This is a genomic window from Leifsonia naganoensis, assembly GCF_013410615.1.
In the GTDB taxonomy this organism is placed as follows: domain Bacteria; phylum Actinomycetota; class Actinomycetes; order Actinomycetales; family Microbacteriaceae; genus Leifsonia; species Leifsonia aquatica.
Window position 1 is genome coordinate 1050615 of the sequence record NZ_JACCHJ010000001.1, and the last position, 18451, is coordinate 1069065.

Here is an 18451-nt window from a genome sequence, read left to right on the forward strand (position 1 = left end):
ACCCCCGACGCAGAAGGACACCCGTATGGCGACCCCTCTTCCCACCCGGCCTCTCGGCACCACCTCGATGGACATCAGCCGGATCGGCTTCGGCTCGCTGGCGATGGGCGGCGCCCAGTGGGTGTCCGGCCGCGGCGAGCAGACGGACGACGACTCGGTGGCGAGCGCCCGGGCAGCGATCGAGGCGGGGATCAACTGGATCGACACCGCTCCCGTCTACGGGCGGGGCCTCGCAGAGGAGCTCGTCGGCCGAGTGGTCCGCGACTTCCCCGCCGCCGACCGGCCGCTGATCTTCACGAAGGCCGGCCTCGCGTGGGACGACGACGACCCGCGCGGCGAGCCGACGCGCACCGGTTCCCCCGATCGCATCCGCCGCGAGGTGGACGACTCGCTGCGCCGCCTCGGCGTCGAGCGCATCGACCTGTACCAGATGCACTGGCCGCCTCTGGACGACTACCGGGTCGAGGACTACTGGCCCGTCTTCGCCGAGCTCCGGGACCAGGGCAAGGTGCGCGCCATCGGACTCTCCAACCACACCGTCGAGGAGCTCGCCGCGGCGGAGCGGATCACCCACGTCGACTCGATGCAGCCTCCGTTCTCCGCGCTGAACCGCGACGCCGCGGCCGACGTGATCCCCGCGTCCCGTGCGCAGGGAACGGCCGTCCTGGCATACGCCCCGATGGAGTCGGGGCTGCTCACCGGGACCTTCACCCCGGAGCGCGCCGGCTCGCTCTCCGAGACGGATTGGCGCAAGAGCGACCCGGCCTTCAGCGGCGAGGGTCTGCGGCGCAACCTCATGGTCGTCGACGCGCTCAGCGCCGTCGCGGCTGCGCGCGGAGTGACCACCAGCGCCATCGCCGTGGCCTGGACGCTCTCCTTCGACGGGCTCACCGGCGCCATCGTCGGAGCGCGCACGCCGGGGCAGATCGCGGATTGGATCGACGCGGCCTCCCTCGAGCTCTCCGCCGACGAGCTGGACACGATCGCCCGCGCCATCGAGGCATCCGGCGCCGGCACCGGCCCGGCGCGGCCGGCTCCTCTCTCATGAGCCTCGTCAGCCCCGCGGAGCTGTTCGCCGCCGCCGCCCCCGGCACGGGCGTCGCGGCCGTCAACGTCATCCTGACCGAGCATCTGGAGGCGTTCGTCCTGGCGGCCGAGAGCCGGCGCACGGGGCTCATCCTGCAGCTGTCGCAGAACGCCGTCGCCTATCACGGCTCCCTGGCTCCCATCGGAGTCGCCGTGCTCGAGGCCGCACGCCGGTCGACGGTGCCGATCGCCGTTCAGCTCGACCACGCCGACGACCCCGCACTGATCCGGGAGGCGGCCGCCCTCGGCTTCACCTCCGTGATGTACGACGGCTCGAAGCTCGCCTACGACCGGAACGTCGAGACCACGGCGACCCTCGCGGCCGAGCTGCATCGCGCGGGGATCTGGGTGGAGGCGGAGCTCGGCGAGATCGGCGGCAAGGACGGCGTGCACTCGGCCACGGCGAGGACCGACCCCGACGACGCAGCGGCGTTCGTCGCGAGCACCGGGGTCGACGGCCTCGCGGTCGCGGTCGGCAGCTCGCACGCGATGCGCGACCAATCGGCGGTCATCGACCTCGACCTCATCCGGGCCATCGGCGGACGCGTCGCGGTTCCGCTGGTGCTGCACGGATCATCGGGAGTCGGCGACGACCTCGTCCGGGCGGCGTGCGCCGCCGGGATCCGCAAGGTGAACTTCGGGACGCGGTTCAACGCGGTGCTCACCGCGAGCGTTCGTGAGACCCTCGCCGCGTCTCCCGGGCTGATCGACCCGCGGGCCTATCTGGCGGCGGCCAGGGCGGCCGTGTCGGCCGACGCGGCCCACGTGCTCGACGTCGTGTCCGCGGCCTGATCGCCGGCCGCGCTCGACGTCACGCCGAGCGGTACGTCGCGGCGCTGCCCGCCGCGACGATCCCGGCGAACACGATGAGGCCGATGATGACGACCCAGACCAGCAGGATCAACGCGCTGATGATGATGCCGGCGATCGCCATCCCGCGACCGGCCGGCTCCCGGCGCACGCCGAGGATCCCGAGGATGAGGCCGATGAGCGGGACGACGAAGGTGAACCCCGCGACGAGCGAGACGAGGCCGAGGACCATCGAGGTGACCGAGAGACCCTTGGGCTGCGGCGGTACGACCGGGTAGACGGCGACTCCGTACGCCTGGACGTAGCCGGGCTGCTGGTACGGAGCGGGCTGCTGGTAGTAGTCGGGCTGAGGGTAGTGGCCGGGCTGCTGGTACGGGGCCGGAGGCTGTGTCGGGTAGGCCGGCTGCCGGTATCCCTGCGGCAGCGGCGGGTACTGCGGCTGCTGCGGGGGCTGAGGCTGACCCTGGTTCTGGCCCTGGGGCGCCTGCGGCTGGTCCGTCATCCGATCCTCCCGGTCGTCCCGCACACCGTATCCCATCCGTGCGCCGACGCGCCCGAATGCACGCATTGTTTTGATCTATTCAAAACAAGCGGCTACGGTCGGAGGATGGACACGGCACAGCTCGAAGGCGCACTGCGCGCCGGCGGGTTGCGCGTCACGCAGGGGCGCCTCGCCGTCCTCGGCGCGCTGACCCGGCTGCCGCACGCGGACGCCGACTCGGTGTTCCGCGCGGTGCTTCCCGCTCTGCCCGGCACGTCGATCCAGAACGTCCACAACGTGCTCGGCGACCTCACGGCCGTCGGGCTGCTGCGGCGCATCGAACCGGCGGGATCCCCCGCGCGGTACGAGCGCCGCACCGGTGACAACCACCACCATGTCGTCTGCACCTCGTGCGGCGCCGTGGCCGACGTCGACTGCGTCGTGGGGCACGCCCCCTGCCTGCACCCCGGCGATGCGTCGGGATTCACGGTGAACACCGCCGAAGTGACGTTCTGGGGACTGTGCCCGTCCTGTCAGGAGCGCGCGGACGATCCCGCGACGCACACCGGATAGGTAAGGAGAACCATGACCGACAACAACACGACCACCCAGACCGGCACCCCGGTCGGCAGCGATTCGCACTCGCTGACCTCGGGCGCGGACGGCGTCACCGCCCTGCACGACCGCTACCTCGTCGAGAAGCTCGCGCAGTTCAACCGGGAGCGCATCCCGGAGCGGATCGTGCACGCGAAGGGCGGCGGCGCCTTCGGCGAGTTCGTCGTCACCGGTGACGTCTCGGCGTACACGAAGGCCGCGGTCTTCCAGCCGGGCACCAGCACCCGCACCGTTCAGCGGTTCTCGTCGGTCGCCGGCGAGCAGGGCTCCCCCGACACCTGGCGCGACGTGCGCGGCTTCTCGGTGAAGTTCTACACGACCGAGGGCAACTACGACATCGTCGGCAACAACACCCCGGTGTTCTTCATCCGCGACGGCATCAAGTTCCCCGACTTCATCCACTCGCAGAAGCGCCTGCCGGGCTCCGGCCTGCGCGACGCCGACATGCAGTGGGACTTCTGGACCCTCTCCCCCGAGTCGGCGCACCAGGTCACGTACCTGATGGGCGACCGCGGCATCCCCCGCTCGTGGCGGCACATGCCCGGCTTCGGCTCGCACACCTACCAGTGGATCAACGCCGCGGGCGAGCGCTTCTGGGTCAAGTACCACTTCGAGGCCCTGCAGGGCAACGAGGAGATGGCGGGCGCCGAGGCGGAGGCCATCGCCGGAGCCGACGCGGACTACTACCGCCGCGACCTCTACGAGGCCATCGAGCGCGGCGAGTTCCCGGCGTGGAAGGTCTCCGTGCAGGTCATGCCGTACGAGGACGCGAAGACCTACCGGTTCAACCCGTTCGACCTCACCAAGGTGTGGCCGCACGCGGACTACCCGCTGATCGAGGTCGGCGTGCACACGCTCAACGAGAACCCGGAGAACTTCTTCGCGCAGATCGAGCAGGCCGCCTTCTCCCCCGCCAACACCGTCCCGGGCATCGACATCAGCCCGGACAAGATGCTGATGGCGCGCGTCTTCTCGTACCCGGACGCGCAGCGGTACCGCGTCGGTACCAACTACAACGAGCTGCCGGTCAACCGCCCGCTCGCGCCGGTGCACAACTACTCGCAGGACGGCGCCGCCCGCCACGGGTTCAAGCCGGCCGACGCCCCGGTGTACGCGCCGAACTCGTTCGGCGGCCCGACCGCCGACGCCGCGCGCGCCGGCGAGGGCTCGTGGGAGTCGGACGGCGAGCTCGTCCGCGCCGCCGCCACGCTGCGCGCCGAGGACGACGACTTCGGCCAGCCGGGCACGCTCTACCGCGAGGTGTTCGACGACGACGCCCGCGCGCGCTTCCTCGACACGATCGCGGGAGCCGTCGGCGGCGTGAAGCGCGACGACATCCGCGAGCGCGCCATCCAGTACTGGACGAACGTGGACGCGGGCCTCGGCCTGGCGCTCCGCGCCCGTCTGGCCTCCCCCACGGAGGACGCGGACCAGGCCGCCGAGTTCGTGGGCGTCGGAGAGTAACTCCCCGCGAAGCGTGAGTCGTTGCGGGTCGCGGGCCTCCGTGACCCGCGACGACTCACCTCTCGGGAGTGTGCAGAGAGACCAGGGCGCCGGACTCGAGGGCGGTCCAGACCGTGCCGTCGGGCGCGACGGCCAGGCCGTGCGGTTCGGAGGCGTCGCCCGGGAGCGGGTGGAGGCTGACCTCGCCCGCCGCAGACGCATGGGCCAGCGCGTTCGCGCCCCACAGACTCGCCCAGACCCCGCCATCGTGATCCGTTGCGACGGCGTGCGGCTTGGCGCCGGTGTCGAGGTCGATCACTCGGACCGCGCCGTCCTTCGCGACCCGCGCGAGGGCATCGGCGCGGATGAGCGCCGACCAGACCGCCCCGTCCTCGGCCACAGCGATGCCGACCGGCCCGGAACCCGCGGGGAGGTCCGTGACGGCGATCGCCGCATCCCCGCCTCGCACGTGGCCCAGCGCGTCCGCGGCGTTCATCGAGAACCAGATCGAGTCTCCCGATGCGGCGATCATCGAGACCATGGCGTCCGGAGGCGTCACGGGGAACTCGTCCACGCCGCCCAGGATGCCCACCCGGCCGAGCGCGTTGCCGCCCAGCTCGGTGAACCAGGCGGTGCCATCATCGAGGGCGACGACGCCGAAGGGCTGCGAACCCGCGGTCGGAACCGCGATCTCCGAGAGGATGCGAGGGCCGGGGCCGACGAGCACCAGCCGGTCGCCGGTGGTGTCGGCGATCCAGACCGTGGACTCGGTGGCCGCGGCGATCCCCGAGGGCTGCGCACCGTCGCCGAGCGCGAGGTACGTCAGCGAGCCGTCCGCGTCCCTGCGCCCCACCCGGCCGCCGTGCACGAGCGTGAACCAGACGGCGCCGTCCTCGGTCGCGGCGACCGCGTACGGTCCCTCGCCGGGCTCGCCGACGGGGAGGATGCCGACGTCGCCGCCGAGGTCGTCCCGCGCGGTCACAGGGTGACGTCGATGGTGCGGTCGTACACGGTGCGGCCGCCGACGCGGATGAGCCCGTCGGCCAACGGCTCCGTCGTCAGCTCGGATCCCTCACCCTGCGAGATGCGCAGCGCGCGCCCCAGCTTCGCCGTGATCGAGACGGCGGCGGCGCCGGTCGCCTCGTCTTCGACGATGCCCATGTCGGGCGCGAACATCCGCGCGCGGAGGCGGCCCTCGGCCTCGTCGATCCACGCGTAGGCGTAGTGGTGGCCGCTCGTGAAGGCGGAGGGGTCGAGCGCGTCGACGTCCTCCGGCGACTGGAGGGGCAGCCAGGTGAAGTCCGGGGTCCACTCGGCGCGTGCGGTGATCCACGCGGTGTCCTGGTCCTCGTCGACCGAGACCGCGACATCCCCCGCCTTCTCGCGCAGCACGTCGACCGGGGTGCGGCGGTCGGCCAGCCACCACGCGGTGCCCACGCTCGGGTGACCGGCGAACGGGAGCTCGCGGGCCGGGGTGAAGATCCTCAGATCGGCCGCGCGTGCGCCCTCGTCGACCGCGTCGAGGAAGACCGTCTCGCTGAAGCCGAGCGCCGTGGCGATCGCCTGCTCGCGCTGCGCCGTCTCCGGCGAACTGCGCACGATCCCCAGTTCGTTGCCGTTCGCTCCGCGCTCGTCGGTGAACACGCGGACAACCACTACCTCGATCGACTCGTCCATGACCCCAGCCTGACAGATGATCCAGCCACGGTTCACCCCCGAGGCGCATAATGCGTGCATGACCGGTCACGATCAGAGCCCTGACGAAGAACTCGTCGCTGTCGAGCACGCCGCCACCCGCCTGTCGGAGCGGTTCCCCCACATCCCGAAGGACCGCATCGAGGAGCTCGTCAAGGAGCGCCACGAGGAGTTCTCCGGCGCGCCGGTGCGCGACTTCGTGCCGGTGCTGGTGGAGCACGACGTCAAGCGGCAGCTCGCATCGGAGTCGGGCGGGGCCTCCGCCTGAATCAGGCCCCGGGCCAGGCGATCGGCCGCGCCGCCGCGCGGCCCACCGCCCGGATGCGCACGAGCACGCGCCTATCATGGGTGTGCCCGACCTCCAGGAGCCTCCACCGATGACCCGAGTCCCGACCGTCTACGACGTCGCCACGCACGCCGGCGTCTCGATCGCCACGGTCTCCCGGGTGTTCCGGCAGCCGGACACGGTCAAGGAGGCGACGCGCGAGCGCGTGCTCGCTTCGGTGGACGCGCTCGGCTACGTGCCGAGCGGCGCCGCGCGCGGTCTGGCCGCCCGGCGCACCGGCGTGATCGGCCTGTTCTTCCCCGGTCTCGACGCGATGGATGCCGACGCCGGCCGTCGCCTCGACGAGGGCGACGACGGTGCGGCGACGATCGTCCGCGACGTCGGCGGCTCCGTCGACACCCGCGGCGGAGACCTGTACTTCGACGAGGTGCTGCGCGGCAGCGAGGTGGAGGCCTGGCGCTCCGGCTTCGTCTTGATGGTGGGCGTCGGCCGCGGGGCGACGGCCCACGAGACGTTCGTCGACATGGCCGGACGCGTCGACGGGATCATCGTGCTCGCCGGGAGCGTTCCGGAGGACGAGATCGGCCGGCTCGCCCGGAGGCTGCCGGTGGTCGTGATGGCGGGCCGCCGCCACGGCGACGAGGTCGACCATGTCTCGGTGAGCAACGCCGAGGGGATGCGCGCGCTCGTCGGCCACCTGATCGACGACCTCGGCGTGCACGAGCTCGCCTACGTGGCCGGCAGCATCGGCTCCCCCGACGACGACGAGCGCTGGCAGGGGTTCCGCGAGGCGCTGACCGAGCGCGGGCTCCCGGCGCCGGACGCCCCGGACCACCGCGGCGAGTTCACCCGCGAGGGCGGTCGGCGCGCGGGCCGCGAGCTGGTCTCGCGCGACCGCCTCCCCCGCGCCGTCGTGTGTGCGAACGACCAGATGGCCCTCGGCGTGATCGACGCGGCCCGCATCGGCGGGGTGGACGTGCCGGGCGAGCTCATCGTGACCGGCTTCGACGGGATCGACGCGGGCCGGCTCTCGACCCCGCGCCTGACGACGGTCGAGCAGCCGATGGAGGAGGTCGGCCGTGCAGCCGTGCAGACCCTCGTGCGCCGCCTCACGGACCCGGAGCGACCGGCCGCATCCGTGCGCCTCCCGGTGCGGGTCTACCTCCGCGAGTCCTCCGAGCCCGCGTAGCCGGCTTCCGCGCACAGCGCGGGCGCTTCAGGTGCGCGGGGTTGAAAAAGGAAATGTATGCGCATACAGTCAGAGGGCAACGACCTAGAGAAGGTGGCAATGACGCACTCACGACCCCCTGGTGGGCGACGCCGACGGAGACTCGGAGCGCTCGCCGTGATCGCAGCCGCAGCCCTCGCGCTCTCCGGCTGCAGCATCAAGATCCAGAGCAAGCAGGACCCGTCCATCCCGGCGGACACGATGCTCCTGGCTGCAGACAAGGGCACTCCGATGATGGAGCGCAACTTCAACCCGTACCTGGTGAACAAGCGCGCGGCCTCGTCGTACATCTACGAGCCGCTCGTCGTCATCAACGTGCTCGACGGCACCGGGACGCCGTGGCTGGCCTCGAAGGTCGCGCAGCCCGACGCCCGCACCATCGACTACACGATCCGCGACGGCGTGACGTGGTCCGACGGCAAGCCGTTCACCGTCGATGACGTCGTCTTCACGCTGAACCTCATCAAGAAGTTCCCGACGCTCGACCTCAAGGGCGCGTGGCAGCACATCGCCTCCCTCGAGACGAAGGGCGACCACCTCGTCATCCACCTCAAGGAGGACGACGCCCCCGCGCAGGACATCATCTCGCAGACGCTGATCGTTCCGGAGCACATCTGGAAGGACCAGAAGAGCCCGGACACCTGGCGCGACCCGAAACCCGTCGGCACCGGCCCGTACACCCTCGCGAGCTTCACCTCGCAGCAGTACACGATGGACAAGTACGAGGACTACTGGCAGGCGGACAAGGTCGAGGTGAAGCACCTCGTGCTCCCCGCCGCGACCAGCGAGCTCGACATCGCCACCAAGGGCTTCGACTGGGCGTATGCCTTCATGAGCGACGTGCAGGGCACCTGGGTCGAAGCCAATCCGAACAACAAGTACTGGTTCCCGCCGGGCGGCATCATCGGCCTCATGCCGAACTTCACGGTCGCACCGTTCAACGACATCAATGTGCGCCGTGGCATCGCCCTCGCGCTCGACCGCGACAAGATCGCCGACTCGGCCACCGAGGGCTACATGAAGCCCGCCGGCCAGACCGGGCTCATCCTCCCCAACCAGGAGAAGGAGCTCGACCCGAGCATCCCCGACGGCGGCCTGATCACGCAGGACACGGCGGGCGCCCTCGCCGCCTTCGCCGCGGCCGGCTACACCCAGCAGGGCGGCAAGCTCGTCGGCCGCGACGGTAAGCAGTTCTCGTTCTCCATCACGACCGCCAACGGCTACACCGACTGGCTGCGCGCGGTGCAGGAGGTGCGCAAGGAGCTGACGGCCCTCGGCATCGACGTGCAGATCAAGCAGCCGCAGCCGCCGGGGTACCAGCAGGCCATCCAGAACGGCGACTTCCAGGTCGCCATGGGCGGCATGGGCGCGGGCGTCGTCTTCCAGGCGTTCAACGCGACGCTCTCCAGCGAGTTCGCCACCCCGATCGGCAAGGCGACCGCGAGCAACTTCGGCCGCTACACCAACCCGGAGGCGGACAAGCTCCTCGCCGAGTACAAGACGACGGTCGACCCCGCGAAGCGCCTCGAGCTCAGCCACCAGCTGCAGCGGATCGTCTACGACGACCTCCCGGTGATCTCCATGTACTACGGCGGTCTGTGGGGCCTCTACAACGACGCGAAGTTCACGGGCTGGCCCGACGCGGACGACCCGTACGCGCCGCCGCAGACGTACGACCAGACCCCGCTGCTCGTGTTCACGCATCTCAAGCTCCGGAAGGACGGTGAGTAGGCCGTGAAGTACGCCCTTCGCAAACTCGGCCTGTTCGTGCTCACCCTGTGGGCCGCGATCACGCTGAACTTCCTCCTGCCCCGCCTGATGCCGGGCTCCCCGACCGACGCCGCCATCGCGAAGCTGTCGCAGAACGGCCCGGTCACCCAGGCCACCCGCGACGCGATCGAGGCGCAGCTCGGCGTTCCGGGCGGCAACCTCTGGGACCAGTACGTGAGCTACCTGCACCAGGTGGTCACGTTCGACTTCGGCGTCTCGTACACGTTCTATCCGCAGAGCGTCGGCGAACTGATCGGCCAGGCGTTCCCGTACACGATCATGCTGGTCGGCATCGTCACCATCGTGGCGTTCGTGCTGGGCACCCTGACCGGTGTGCTGGCCGCCTGGCGCCGCAACACCTGGCTCGACTCCCTGCCCACCCTGACCGGCACCTTCGCCAGCACGTTCCCGTACTTCTGGACCGCGCTGCTCCTGCTGTTCTTCCTGGGCTACGTTCTGCACTGGTTCCCGACCTCGGGCGCCTACGGTCCGACGGCCACGCCGATGTTCAGCTGGGACTTCATCGTCGACGCGGCGTACCACGCGGTGCTCCCGGCGGTGACGATCCTCATCACCTCGGTCGGCGGCTGGATCCTCGGGATGCGCAACGCGATGATCAACACCCTCGGTGACGACTACGTGACGTTCGCGCAGGCGAACGGCCTCAAGGGCCGCACCGTCGCGATGAAGTACGCGGCGCGCAACGCGATCCTGCCGAACCTCACCGGATTCGGGCTCGCGCTCGGCGGCGTGGTCGGCGGCTCCATCCTCGTGGAGCAGGTGTTCGGCTACCCCGGCATCGGCTTCCTGCTCTTCAACGCGGTGATCGGGCAGGACTACCCGCTGATGCAGGCGCTCTTCCTGCTCATCACGGTGAGCGTTCTCGTCGCCAACTTCCTCGTCGACATCCTGTACGGCGTACTCGACCCAAGGACCCGCCGATGACCACAACGCAGAGTTTCAAGTCCATCAGCACCGAAGAGGTGGCGCGTCCGCCGCACCGGCTGGCCTTCATCGGCCGGGCGTTCGCGACCCTCTGGGCCAACTGGAAGTCGCGCCTCGGCCTGATCATCCTCGGCCTGTTCGTGCTCGTCGCGATCTTCGCCCCGTGGCTCGCGCCGTACGGCGCCACCCAGGACGGCTTCCCGCGCAATGCGGACGCCAGCTGGGCGCACTGGTTCGGCACCACCGCCGCCGGCGAGGACGTGCTCAGCCAGCTCATCTACGGCACCCGCATCAGCGTCACCGTCGGCTTCATCGCCGGAGCGCTGTCCACGCTGGTGGCCGTGCTGATCGGCCTCAGCTGGGGCTACATTCGCGGGTTCGGCGCCGAGGTGGTCAACTTCATCGTCAACCTGTTCCTGGTGATCCCGGGCCTCCCCCTGATGATCGTCATCGCCGCCTACCTGCAGAACGGCGGCCTGGCGATGATCATCACGGTCATCGTGATCACGGGATGGGCGTGGGGCGCGCGCGTGCTGCGCAGCCAGACGCAGTCCCTCCGGTCGCGCGACTTCGTGACCGCCGCACGGTTCTCGGGCGACAGCTCGTTCCGCGTGGTGTTCCACGAGATCCTGCCGAACATGACGTCGCTCATCGCGGGCTCGTTCTTCGGCGCCGCGACCGCCGCGATCCTCGCCGAGGCGGGCCTGGAGTTCCTCGGGCTCGGCGACTCGTCGATCGTCAGCTGGGGCACCATCCTCTACTGGGCGCAGAACTCGAACGCCCTGCTGACCGGGCAGTGGATCCTCCTGTTCGCCCCGGGTCTGTGCATCGCCCTGCTGGCGATGAGCCTGACCCTGATCAACTTCGGCGTGGATGCGATCAGCAACCCGCGCCTGCGGGAGGGGTCGGCCAAGGCCACCCGGACCGCGCCTTCAGCCCGCACCGAGGAAGGAAGCGAGCGATGACCGCACTGCTGGAGGTCCGCGACCTCTCCGTCGTCTACGAGTCGGCCGGGCAGGTCCCGGTGCAGGCGGTCGACCACGTGTCGTTCGACATCGGCGCCGGCGAGTTCGTCGGCCTGGTCGGCGAGTCCGGGTCGGGCAAGTCGACGCTCGGCTTCGCCCTCACCCGGCTGCAGAAGCCGCCGGCGCGCACCAACGGCGGCAGCATCCGCTTCGACGGGCACGACATCCGCGAGCTGGACGACGAGTCCCTGCGCCGCCAGCGCCAGGGCGGCTTCGCCATGGTGCTGCAGTCCGGCATGAACGCGCTGAACCCGGTGCGCACCATCCGCAAGCACTTCGCCGACATCTTCCGCGCCCACGGGCACGTCGAGCGCAGCCGCTGGGACGACCGGATGCGCGAGCTCGTCGGCAAGGTCGGACTCCCGGAGCAGGTGCTCGCGCGCTTCCCCGGCGAGCTGTCCGGCGGCATGCGCCAGCGCGTCTCGATCGCGCTCGCGCTGTCGCTCGAACCGCGCCTGATGGTGTTCGACGAGCCGACCACGGCGCTCGACGTGCTCGTGCAGCACGCGATCATGGACACCATCACCGAGCTGCAGGCGTCGGAGGGCTTCACGGCCGTGCTCATCAGTCACGACCTCGGGGTCGTGCTGGAGGCCACGCAGCGCGTGCTCGTCATGCACGACGGGCGCATCGTGGAGGACGCCACCAGCCGCGACATCCTGGAGCGCCCGCAGCACGAGTACACCCAGATGCTTCTGAGCCACTACGCCGACCCGCGCGGCGAGGTCGTCGAGCTGCCGGGTCTGCCGGCGGACCGCTCGGCCCGTACCTCGGACGTGCAGCAGCGGGAGGGCCGCGCAGCCAGCTCCGCGATCACGGTCGAGGGCGTCAGCAAGGTCTACCCGGCCCCGCGCCGCGGCGAGAGCCCGGTGACGGCCGTCGACGACGTGACCTTCACGCTCGAGCCGGGCCAGTCGCTCGCCCTCGTGGGCGCGTCGGGATCGGGCAAGTCGACGATCGCGAAGCTCCTCACGGGAGTGGAGGCGCCGACCTCGGGCACCGTCCGCTTCGGCGACACCGACGTGGCGTCGCTCGGGCGCCGCGGCATCCACCAGCTCCACAAGAACGTGCAGATGGTCTTCCAGGACCCGTACGCGGCGCTCAACCCGCTGCACACCGTGGAGTACGCGCTCACCCGGCCGGTGGTCAACTACACCGGTCTCCGCGGCAAGGACGCCCGTCGCCGGGTGCTCGAGCTGCTGGAGACGGTGGGCCTGACGCCCGTGGAGCAGTTCGCGCAGAAGCTGCCGCACCAGCTCTCGGGCGGGCAGCGGCAGCGCGTCGTGATCGCCCGCGCGCTCGCCAGCGATCCGCAGGTGCTGATCGCGGACGAACCGGTCTCGATGCTCGACGTGACGCTGCGCGCCGGCGTGCTCGCGCTGCTCGAGGAGCTGCGCGAGCGCTGGGGCGTCTCGCTGCTCTACATCACGCACGACCTGCTCTCGGCCCGGCTCGTCACCGACGACATCATGGTGCTGAACAGCGGCCGCGTGGTCGAGCGCGGGCGGACCGCCGACGTGCTGCGCCATCCCACCGACCCGTACACGATCGCGCTGCTCGATGCCGTTCCCAACCCGGCGAAGACCCGGGAGGCGCTCGCGTGACCTTCGCTCCGCTGCCGCCGTTCGGTGCGCTGCCCGTGCCGCCGGGGGTCGACATCGTCGGCCTCCCGGCGCGGGTCGGGACGCTGACGGCGTTCCACGCGGCGCCGGCCGGCGACAGCCGGGGCACGGTGCTGATCGTCCCCGGCTTCACCGGGTCGAAGGAGGACTTCCGCGCATTCCTCCCGTTGCTCGCCGAGCGGAGCTGGGACGTGTGGGCGTACAGCCAGCGCGGCCAGGCCGACTCGGCCGCTCCCGCGGGGGTCGAGGCGTACACGCTCGACGCGTTCGCCGCGGACGCGGTGGAGGCCGCCGGCCTCGTCGGCGATGGCTCGACGGTGCACCTCGTCGGCCACAGCTTCGGCGGGGTCGTCGCGCGGGCGGCGGTCATCGCGTCCCCCGCGTCGTTCGCCTCGCTGACGATGCTGTGCTCCGGCCCGCACGGCTGGCCCGGACGCCACCAGGAGACGTCCGACACGGTCGAGGAGTCCGGCTCGATCGGGCTCTGGTACCGGGACAACCCGCACACCCGCGGGCTCCCGGACGACGCACTGGAACCCGAGATGGCGTTCCTGCGGCTGCGGGCGGCGCACACGTCGAGCGACAACCTGCTCGCCGGCGCCGAGATCCTGCGCTCCGAGTCCGACACGACCGACGAACTGCGCGCGACCGGCGTCCCGGTGCTCGTGGCGCACGGCGAGCACGACGACAAATGGCCGATCGCCGACCAGCACGACATGGCCGAGCGCCTCCGCGCCCGCTACGCCGTGATCCCGGGCGGGGCGCACTCGCCGCAGCTCGAGGCGCCAGCGGCGACCCTCGACGCCCTCGACGGCTTCTTCGCCGCGCCCGGACCCTGACCTCCCGAACCTCCCCATCCATCCGCACGACAAGGAGAACTGTGCTCACCTTTCCCGACGGCTTCCTCTGGGGCGCCTCCACCGCCGCCCACCAGATCGAGGGCAACAACATCAACAGCAACTGGTGGGTGCACGAGCACACCCCCGGCACGAGCATCGTCGAGCCCTCCGGCGACGCGATGGACAGCTACCACCGGTACCGCGAGGACATGAAGCTGCTCGCCGACGCCGGTCTCGACAGCTACCGGTTCAGCGTCGAGTGGGCGCGCATCGAGCCCGAGCGCGGCTTCGTCTCGCGCGCCGAGATCGACCACTACCGCCGCATGGTGGAGGCCTGCCACGAGTTCGGCCTCAAGCCGGTCGTCACGCTCATGCACTTCACCGTGCCGCGCTGGTTCGAGCGCGACGGCTTCTGGCGCGCCGCGGATGCCGCCGACCTGTTCGCCCGGTACACCGAGCTCGCCCTCCCGATCGTCTCCGACGGCGTCGAGTACGTCTGCACGATCAACGAGCCCAACATCGCCGCCATGCTCGCGGGCGGCGAAGACGCCTCGAACCTGGTCGCCTACGGCCTCCCCAACCCGGACCTCGGTGTCGCGGATGCGCTGCTCGACTCCCACCACCGCTCGCGCGAGGTGCTGTCGCAGGTGGGCGGCCTGAAGTCGGGCTGGACCATCGCCACGCAGGCGTTCCGCGCCACCGGCGAGCCCGGTTCGGAGGAGAAGCTGCGCGAGTACGGGTACCCGCGCGACGACTGGTACCTCGAGAACTCCGCCGGCGACGACTTCGTCGGCGTGCAGGCGTACACCCGCACCTTCATCGGTCCGGAGGGTCCGCTGCCGGTCTCGGAGGACGTCGAGACGACGCTCACCGGCTGGGAGTTCTACCCGCCGGCGGCGGCCGAGGGTGCGCGGAGCGCCTGGGAGCTCTCCGGCGGCGTGCCGGTGATGATCACCGAGAACGGCATCGCCACGGCCGACGACGAGCGCCGGATCGCGTACACCGACGGCGCGCTGCGCGAGCTGCACGCGGCCATCGAGGACGGCGTGCGGATCGAGGGCTACCTGCACTGGAGCGCGCTCGACAACTACGAGTGGGCCAGCGGCTTCCGGCCGACGTTCGGCCTGATCGCGGTCGACCGCGAGACCTTCGTGCGCACCCCGAAGCCCAGCCTCGGCTGGCTCGGCGGCGTGGCCCGCGCAAACGGGCTCTGAGCCCCGCGCACCCACCCACCGGCCACGGCGAATGCGCCGGATCATCGCGATCCGGCGCATTCGCCGTTCTCATGCCCGACTACCCGTCGGCCCGCGCTGCGGCGCGGCGCCGGCGCAGTTCGACGGCGAGCGGGAGGGACCCGAGAGCCAGCAGTGCGAGCCCGGCGGTCGCGGGGATGGCGATCCCCGCGCCCGTCGCTGCCAACCGGTTCGTGGCCGCCGGACGGATCAGGTCGCCGTCGCGTGCACCAGGGGCAGGCGGGGTCGGCTCGGGAACCGTCGGAACGGCCGGGACCACCGGCACGCCCGGGTCCGGCTCACTGTGCGGATCGAGCGGAGACGGAGGTTCCGGAGTCTCGCCGTCCGGCTGCTCGGGCTCCGGAACGACCGGCACCTCGGTCTCGAGCTCCGGCTCCGTCGGGACCTCCGGCTCGGGTTCCGGCGCGGCCGGGACCTCCGGCTCGGCCGGGACGTCCACCTCCGGCTCCGGCTCCGGTCCGAGCTCCGGCTCGACCGGCACCTCCGGCTCGACCGGTACCTCGGGCTCCGCCACCGGATCGGCCGTGTTCACCATCACCACGCGCACGCTCTGACCGCTCGCGATCACGAACTCGGCGCCCGGCCCATGCGCGACGCCGTCCACGAGGATCTGCACGTCGCCCCAGACCAGTCCCGGGATGGACGGGAGGTCGACCTCGCCGACGACCACGCGGGTCCCGGCGCGGAACCACGGCGACACCACCTCCGAGCCGTCGTCCGCCACGTTCAGAGTCCCGTCGTCGTACCCGCTCGCGGAGTAGCGCGCGTGGAACTCGGTGCCCGGCTCGACGAGCGCGGCCGCCGCACCCGTCACCGACTTGGCGACCGAGAAGCGTCCGACCGCGTCACCGTCGGCCGCGCCTCCACCCGAGCCGGACAGGACGATCCTGCTCGACGTGACCAGCGCGCCGACGCTCGCGCTGTTGCGGAAGGTGTCCCCCGCGCGCACCTCACCGCTAGGCCGGGTGATGTAGTTGACGCGGATGGCGCAGGCGCCGTCCACGCCCGCCTTCTGGGCGAGCGCCCGGTCCACCTCCACCGTCATCGTCCCGCCGTCGGGCGAGACCGTCCAGCGCGCGAGCGACCGATCGCCCACGACGCGCGGATACCGGTCGGCATCCGCGTCGCAGCTCTGCTCCAGGTAGGGAGCCCACTGCGGCCCGGGGTAGGCGGCAGGGTCGAGGAACCGGTGCGGCGAGCCTTCGCCGATGCGATCGACGATCGTCAGCGGGGACGTCCCGTCGTCCGGCCACTCAGCGGAGGGCACAGCGACCTTCCACCAGAATCCCTCTCCCTTCGCCAGGTAGTTCTCTCCCCACTTCTGGAACCGCTCGATCGGCGGCGTCGGCTCGGGCGGGGTCGACGGCTCCGTGCCGGTGTCGCGCGGCACGATCCCGCCGCCGCCGGGAAGGGGAATGGACCGCGTCCGCCCACCGTCGATGACGACGTCGACCGACGTTGAATCCGTCGTCTTGGTCGCCCGGACCGCCGCCCACAGGGTGCCGCGCACGTTGCTCTTGCCCTCGACCGAAGAGTTCAGCGTGCACGCGAGCAGCGGTGGCGCGCCGGTGACCGTGCAGTCGCCCATCGACTCCCCCGACGCCGTCTCCAACGCGAAGGGCGTGACGGTGACGGTCGAGAAGATATCAGGGAGCTGGAGGGTGAACCGGTGCCCCGCCACAGTGCCGTCCGGCACCGACCACGCCGCGGTGACGCGGACCGCATCGCCCACGGTCAGCGGCTGCCCAGCAGTTCCGGCCGGGTCGCGGGTGATCTCGATGGAGGCCGGGTCGATGCCGCCCGTCTCGGCGGCTGAGACCGGCGAGACGACCACCGCCCCCGCCACTCCGAGGACCCCGCCGACCAAGGCGGCGATCAGAGAAAGAGATAGGGGAACCTTCATCAGAGACCTCATCCTTCATCCCGGTGCGGCAGCCCGAGCGGCGCCGCATCGCACGCCTCCAGCCGACCAGACCGCCGTGCGGTCACCGAGGCGGCGCGCGAGAGGTGCAGTGCCGGTGGAGGGGTTTCTCCGAGGTGGACGAGAGGACTCGCCGGGGAACCCCGAGCGGCTCCGTAGCGCTGCCGGGGACTACCGAGGGGGCTCGCAGATCGTGGTGCGTATCCATTCGGCGACGGAACCCCGGTTCACCTCGCCGGTGCGGGTGAGGCGCACGAGGTCGAGCGCGTGGTCGGTGAGCCGACCGTCGGCGGAGTCCGCCGGGTCCCGCAGCACGTGGAGGGCGAACCAGCGGGTGGGGCGGGCGCCGATGCGCGCCGCCACGGCCGCGATGCCGGCGAAGTGCCGCGCCTGGCCGTCGGTGCCGTCGTCGACATGCGGCTGGAAGCCGCGCCCGCGCAGCCGGTTGCGGCCGCCGCGTGCGGCATCCAGGAACCAGAAGGGGCCGCGGCCGACCCCTCCGACCTCCGCCCCGAGATCGATGAAGAACCTGCGGGAGCTGGTCGACCCGGCGGCGAGGCGGGCGGCGGTGCTGACGAGGTCGGCGCAGGCGTTCATGCCTTCAGCGTAGGCGCGGTCCGCGCCGGGATTCGGAGCGGACCGTCAGGGTGACGGGACGAGCCGCCGGCCGCTGCCGGCATCGCCGCGCTCGTCGGTCACGAGGAACGCCTGGTCGTCGTTCAGCAGTCGCAGTGGATGCGTCGCGCCGTACTCCGCGACGACGCGCTCGATCACGGCGGCGGGATACGACAGCCCGTCGGCGTGTGGCACCACGACCACGTCGACCAGGCCGAGACCGGCATGGTCGGCGAGCTCGGGCGCCTCCGCCGGATCGTCCATCGGGGTGATCGGCTCGATGGTGGGTCCGGCGACGACCGACCCCGCGCTCAGGCCGATGTAGGGCAGCCCGGCGCGCACGCGGTCGACGATCGCGCGGTCGGCGCCGGTCGAGCGCAGCGCGTGCAGGAGGGCGAAGGTGTTGCCGCCGGCGACGTAGAGCGCATTAACGCGGTCGAGGGCGCGCTCGGTCTCATCCAGCGGCGTCCCACCGACGCGGACGATCTCCACGTCGTGGCCGAGTGCGACGATCCGCTCCTGCTCGGCGCTGACGAACGGCGCATCGGGATACGGCAGGGCCGCATCCGGAACGTAGCCGATCCGGAGGGCGCCCGGCCTCCCGGTCGCCTCCTCCAGGAACGCGGGGACCGCACCGACGCCGGACGAGAGCAGGAGGAGACGCACCCGTCGATGCTACCGACGCGACTGCGCTGCGGCGGGACGTCTGCGGGCGCTCGCCGCACCGCAGACGTTCCGGGGGACCGCGGTCGTGTCGGAGGGTCCCCGGTAGACTAGAAGCCTGATCGGCCACGCGGCCGATGCGGTCGCCGGGCAT

The 18451-nt window shown here is 71.4% G+C and carries 18 protein-coding genes; 12 read left to right on the plus strand and 6 right to left on the minus strand.

Annotation, left to right across the window (positions count from 1 at the left end):
* Positions 1-25: 25 nt before the first annotated feature.
* Both HNR14_RS05030 and HNR14_RS05035 read left to right on the plus strand, forming a co-directional pair.
* The gene (locus HNR14_RS05030; protein WP_179700152.1) at positions 26-1048 is read left to right on the plus strand and encodes an aldo/keto reductase; all 1023 of its coding nucleotides are present in this window, start codon (positions 26-28) and stop codon (positions 1046-1048) included.
* Positions 1045-1878, plus strand: a complete 834-nt coding sequence (locus tag HNR14_RS05035) for a class II fructose-bisphosphate aldolase (protein WP_179700153.1) — start codon at positions 1045-1047, stop codon at positions 1876-1878. Before HNR14_RS05030 ends, HNR14_RS05035 begins: the two co-directional genes overlap by 4 nt.
* Positions 1879-1897: 19 nt before the next feature.
* On the opposite strand, the gene HNR14_RS05040 is transcribed toward HNR14_RS05035, so the two are convergent.
* The gene (locus HNR14_RS05040) at positions 1898-2398 is read right to left on the minus strand and encodes a DUF4190 domain-containing protein (RefSeq protein ID WP_179700154.1); all 501 of its coding nucleotides are present in this window, start codon (positions 2396-2398) and stop codon (positions 1898-1900) included.
* Between the two features lie 105 nt (positions 2399-2503).
* Between HNR14_RS05040 and HNR14_RS05045 the strand changes: the two genes are divergently transcribed.
* Positions 2504-2950, plus strand: a complete 447-nt coding sequence (locus HNR14_RS05045; RefSeq protein WP_179700155.1) for a Fur family transcriptional regulator — start codon at positions 2504-2506, stop codon at positions 2948-2950.
* A 12-nt stretch (positions 2951-2962) separates the two neighbouring features.
* Complete coding sequence (locus HNR14_RS05050) at positions 2963-4456, plus strand: catalase (protein WP_179700156.1); 1494 nt, start codon at positions 2963-2965, stop codon at positions 4454-4456.
* 55 nt (positions 4457-4511) lie between these two features.
* Here the strand turns inward: HNR14_RS05050 and HNR14_RS05055 are convergent, their stop codons facing one another.
* Together HNR14_RS05055 and HNR14_RS05060 are read right to left on the minus strand one after the other, a co-directional pair.
* Positions 4512-5417, minus strand: a complete 906-nt coding sequence (locus HNR14_RS05055) for a Vgb family protein (protein ID WP_179700157.1) — start codon at positions 5415-5417, stop codon at positions 4512-4514.
* Positions 5414-6112, minus strand: a complete 699-nt coding sequence (locus HNR14_RS05060) for a PhzF family phenazine biosynthesis protein (protein WP_179700158.1) — start codon at positions 6110-6112, stop codon at positions 5414-5416. Before HNR14_RS05060 ends, HNR14_RS05055 begins: the two co-directional genes overlap by 4 nt.
* 58 nt (positions 6113-6170) lie before the next feature.
* Between HNR14_RS05060 and HNR14_RS05065 the strand changes: the two genes are divergently transcribed.
* From HNR14_RS05065 to HNR14_RS05100, 8 genes are all read left to right on the plus strand, one after another.
* Positions 6171-6398 carry a three-helix bundle dimerization domain-containing protein gene (locus HNR14_RS05065; RefSeq protein ID WP_039923557.1) on the plus strand — a complete coding sequence of 76 codons (228 nt, stop codon included), beginning with the start codon at positions 6171-6173 and terminating at the stop codon, positions 6396-6398.
* 109 nt (positions 6399-6507) lie between these two features.
* Positions 6508-7605: a LacI family DNA-binding transcriptional regulator gene (locus HNR14_RS05070; protein WP_179700159.1), complete on the plus strand. Its 1098-nt coding sequence runs from the start codon at positions 6508-6510 to the stop codon at positions 7603-7605.
* A gap of 156 nt (positions 7606-7761) precedes the next feature.
* The gene (locus tag HNR14_RS05075) at positions 7762-9375 is read left to right on the plus strand and encodes an ABC transporter substrate-binding protein (protein WP_343064416.1); all 1614 of its coding nucleotides are present in this window, start codon (positions 7762-7764) and stop codon (positions 9373-9375) included.
* 3 nt (positions 9376-9378) lie between these two features.
* A complete protein-coding gene (locus HNR14_RS05080; RefSeq protein ID WP_021758242.1) occupies positions 9379-10359 on the plus strand; it encodes an ABC transporter permease in 981 nt (326 codons plus the stop codon).
* Positions 10356-11324 (plus strand): ABC transporter permease, encoded by a 969-nt coding sequence (locus HNR14_RS05085; RefSeq protein ID WP_179700161.1) that lies wholly within the window; start codon positions 10356-10358, stop codon positions 11322-11324. Before HNR14_RS05080 ends, HNR14_RS05085 begins: the two co-directional genes overlap by 4 nt.
* Positions 11321-12988 carry an ABC transporter ATP-binding protein gene (locus HNR14_RS05090; protein WP_179700162.1) on the plus strand — a complete coding sequence of 556 codons (1668 nt, stop codon included), beginning with the start codon at positions 11321-11323 and terminating at the stop codon, positions 12986-12988. Before HNR14_RS05085 ends, HNR14_RS05090 begins: the two co-directional genes overlap by 4 nt.
* Positions 12985-13845 (plus strand): alpha/beta fold hydrolase, encoded by an 861-nt coding sequence (locus tag HNR14_RS05095; protein WP_179700163.1) that lies wholly within the window; start codon positions 12985-12987, stop codon positions 13843-13845. Before HNR14_RS05090 ends, HNR14_RS05095 begins: the two co-directional genes overlap by 4 nt.
* A 41-nt stretch (positions 13846-13886) precedes the next feature.
* Positions 13887-15059, plus strand: coding sequence for a family 1 glycosylhydrolase (locus HNR14_RS05100; RefSeq protein ID WP_179700164.1), 1173 nt, complete (start codon positions 13887-13889; stop codon positions 15057-15059).
* Between the two features lie 79 nt (positions 15060-15138).
* Here the strand turns inward: HNR14_RS05100 and HNR14_RS05105 are convergent, their stop codons facing one another.
* From HNR14_RS05105 to HNR14_RS05115, 3 genes are all read right to left on the minus strand, one after another.
* Positions 15139-17001: a DUF5979 domain-containing protein gene (locus HNR14_RS05105; RefSeq protein ID WP_179700165.1), complete on the minus strand. Its 1863-nt coding sequence runs from the start codon at positions 16999-17001 to the stop codon at positions 15139-15141.
* A gap of 189 nt (positions 17002-17190) precedes the next feature.
* Positions 17191-17616, minus strand: coding sequence for a hypothetical protein (locus HNR14_RS05110; protein ID WP_179700166.1), 426 nt, complete (start codon positions 17614-17616; stop codon positions 17191-17193).
* A 45-nt stretch (positions 17617-17661) separates the two neighbouring features.
* Positions 17662-18300: a Type 1 glutamine amidotransferase-like domain-containing protein gene (locus tag HNR14_RS05115; protein WP_179700167.1), complete on the minus strand. Its 639-nt coding sequence runs from the start codon at positions 18298-18300 to the stop codon at positions 17662-17664.
* Positions 18301-18451: the final 151 nt, after the last annotated feature.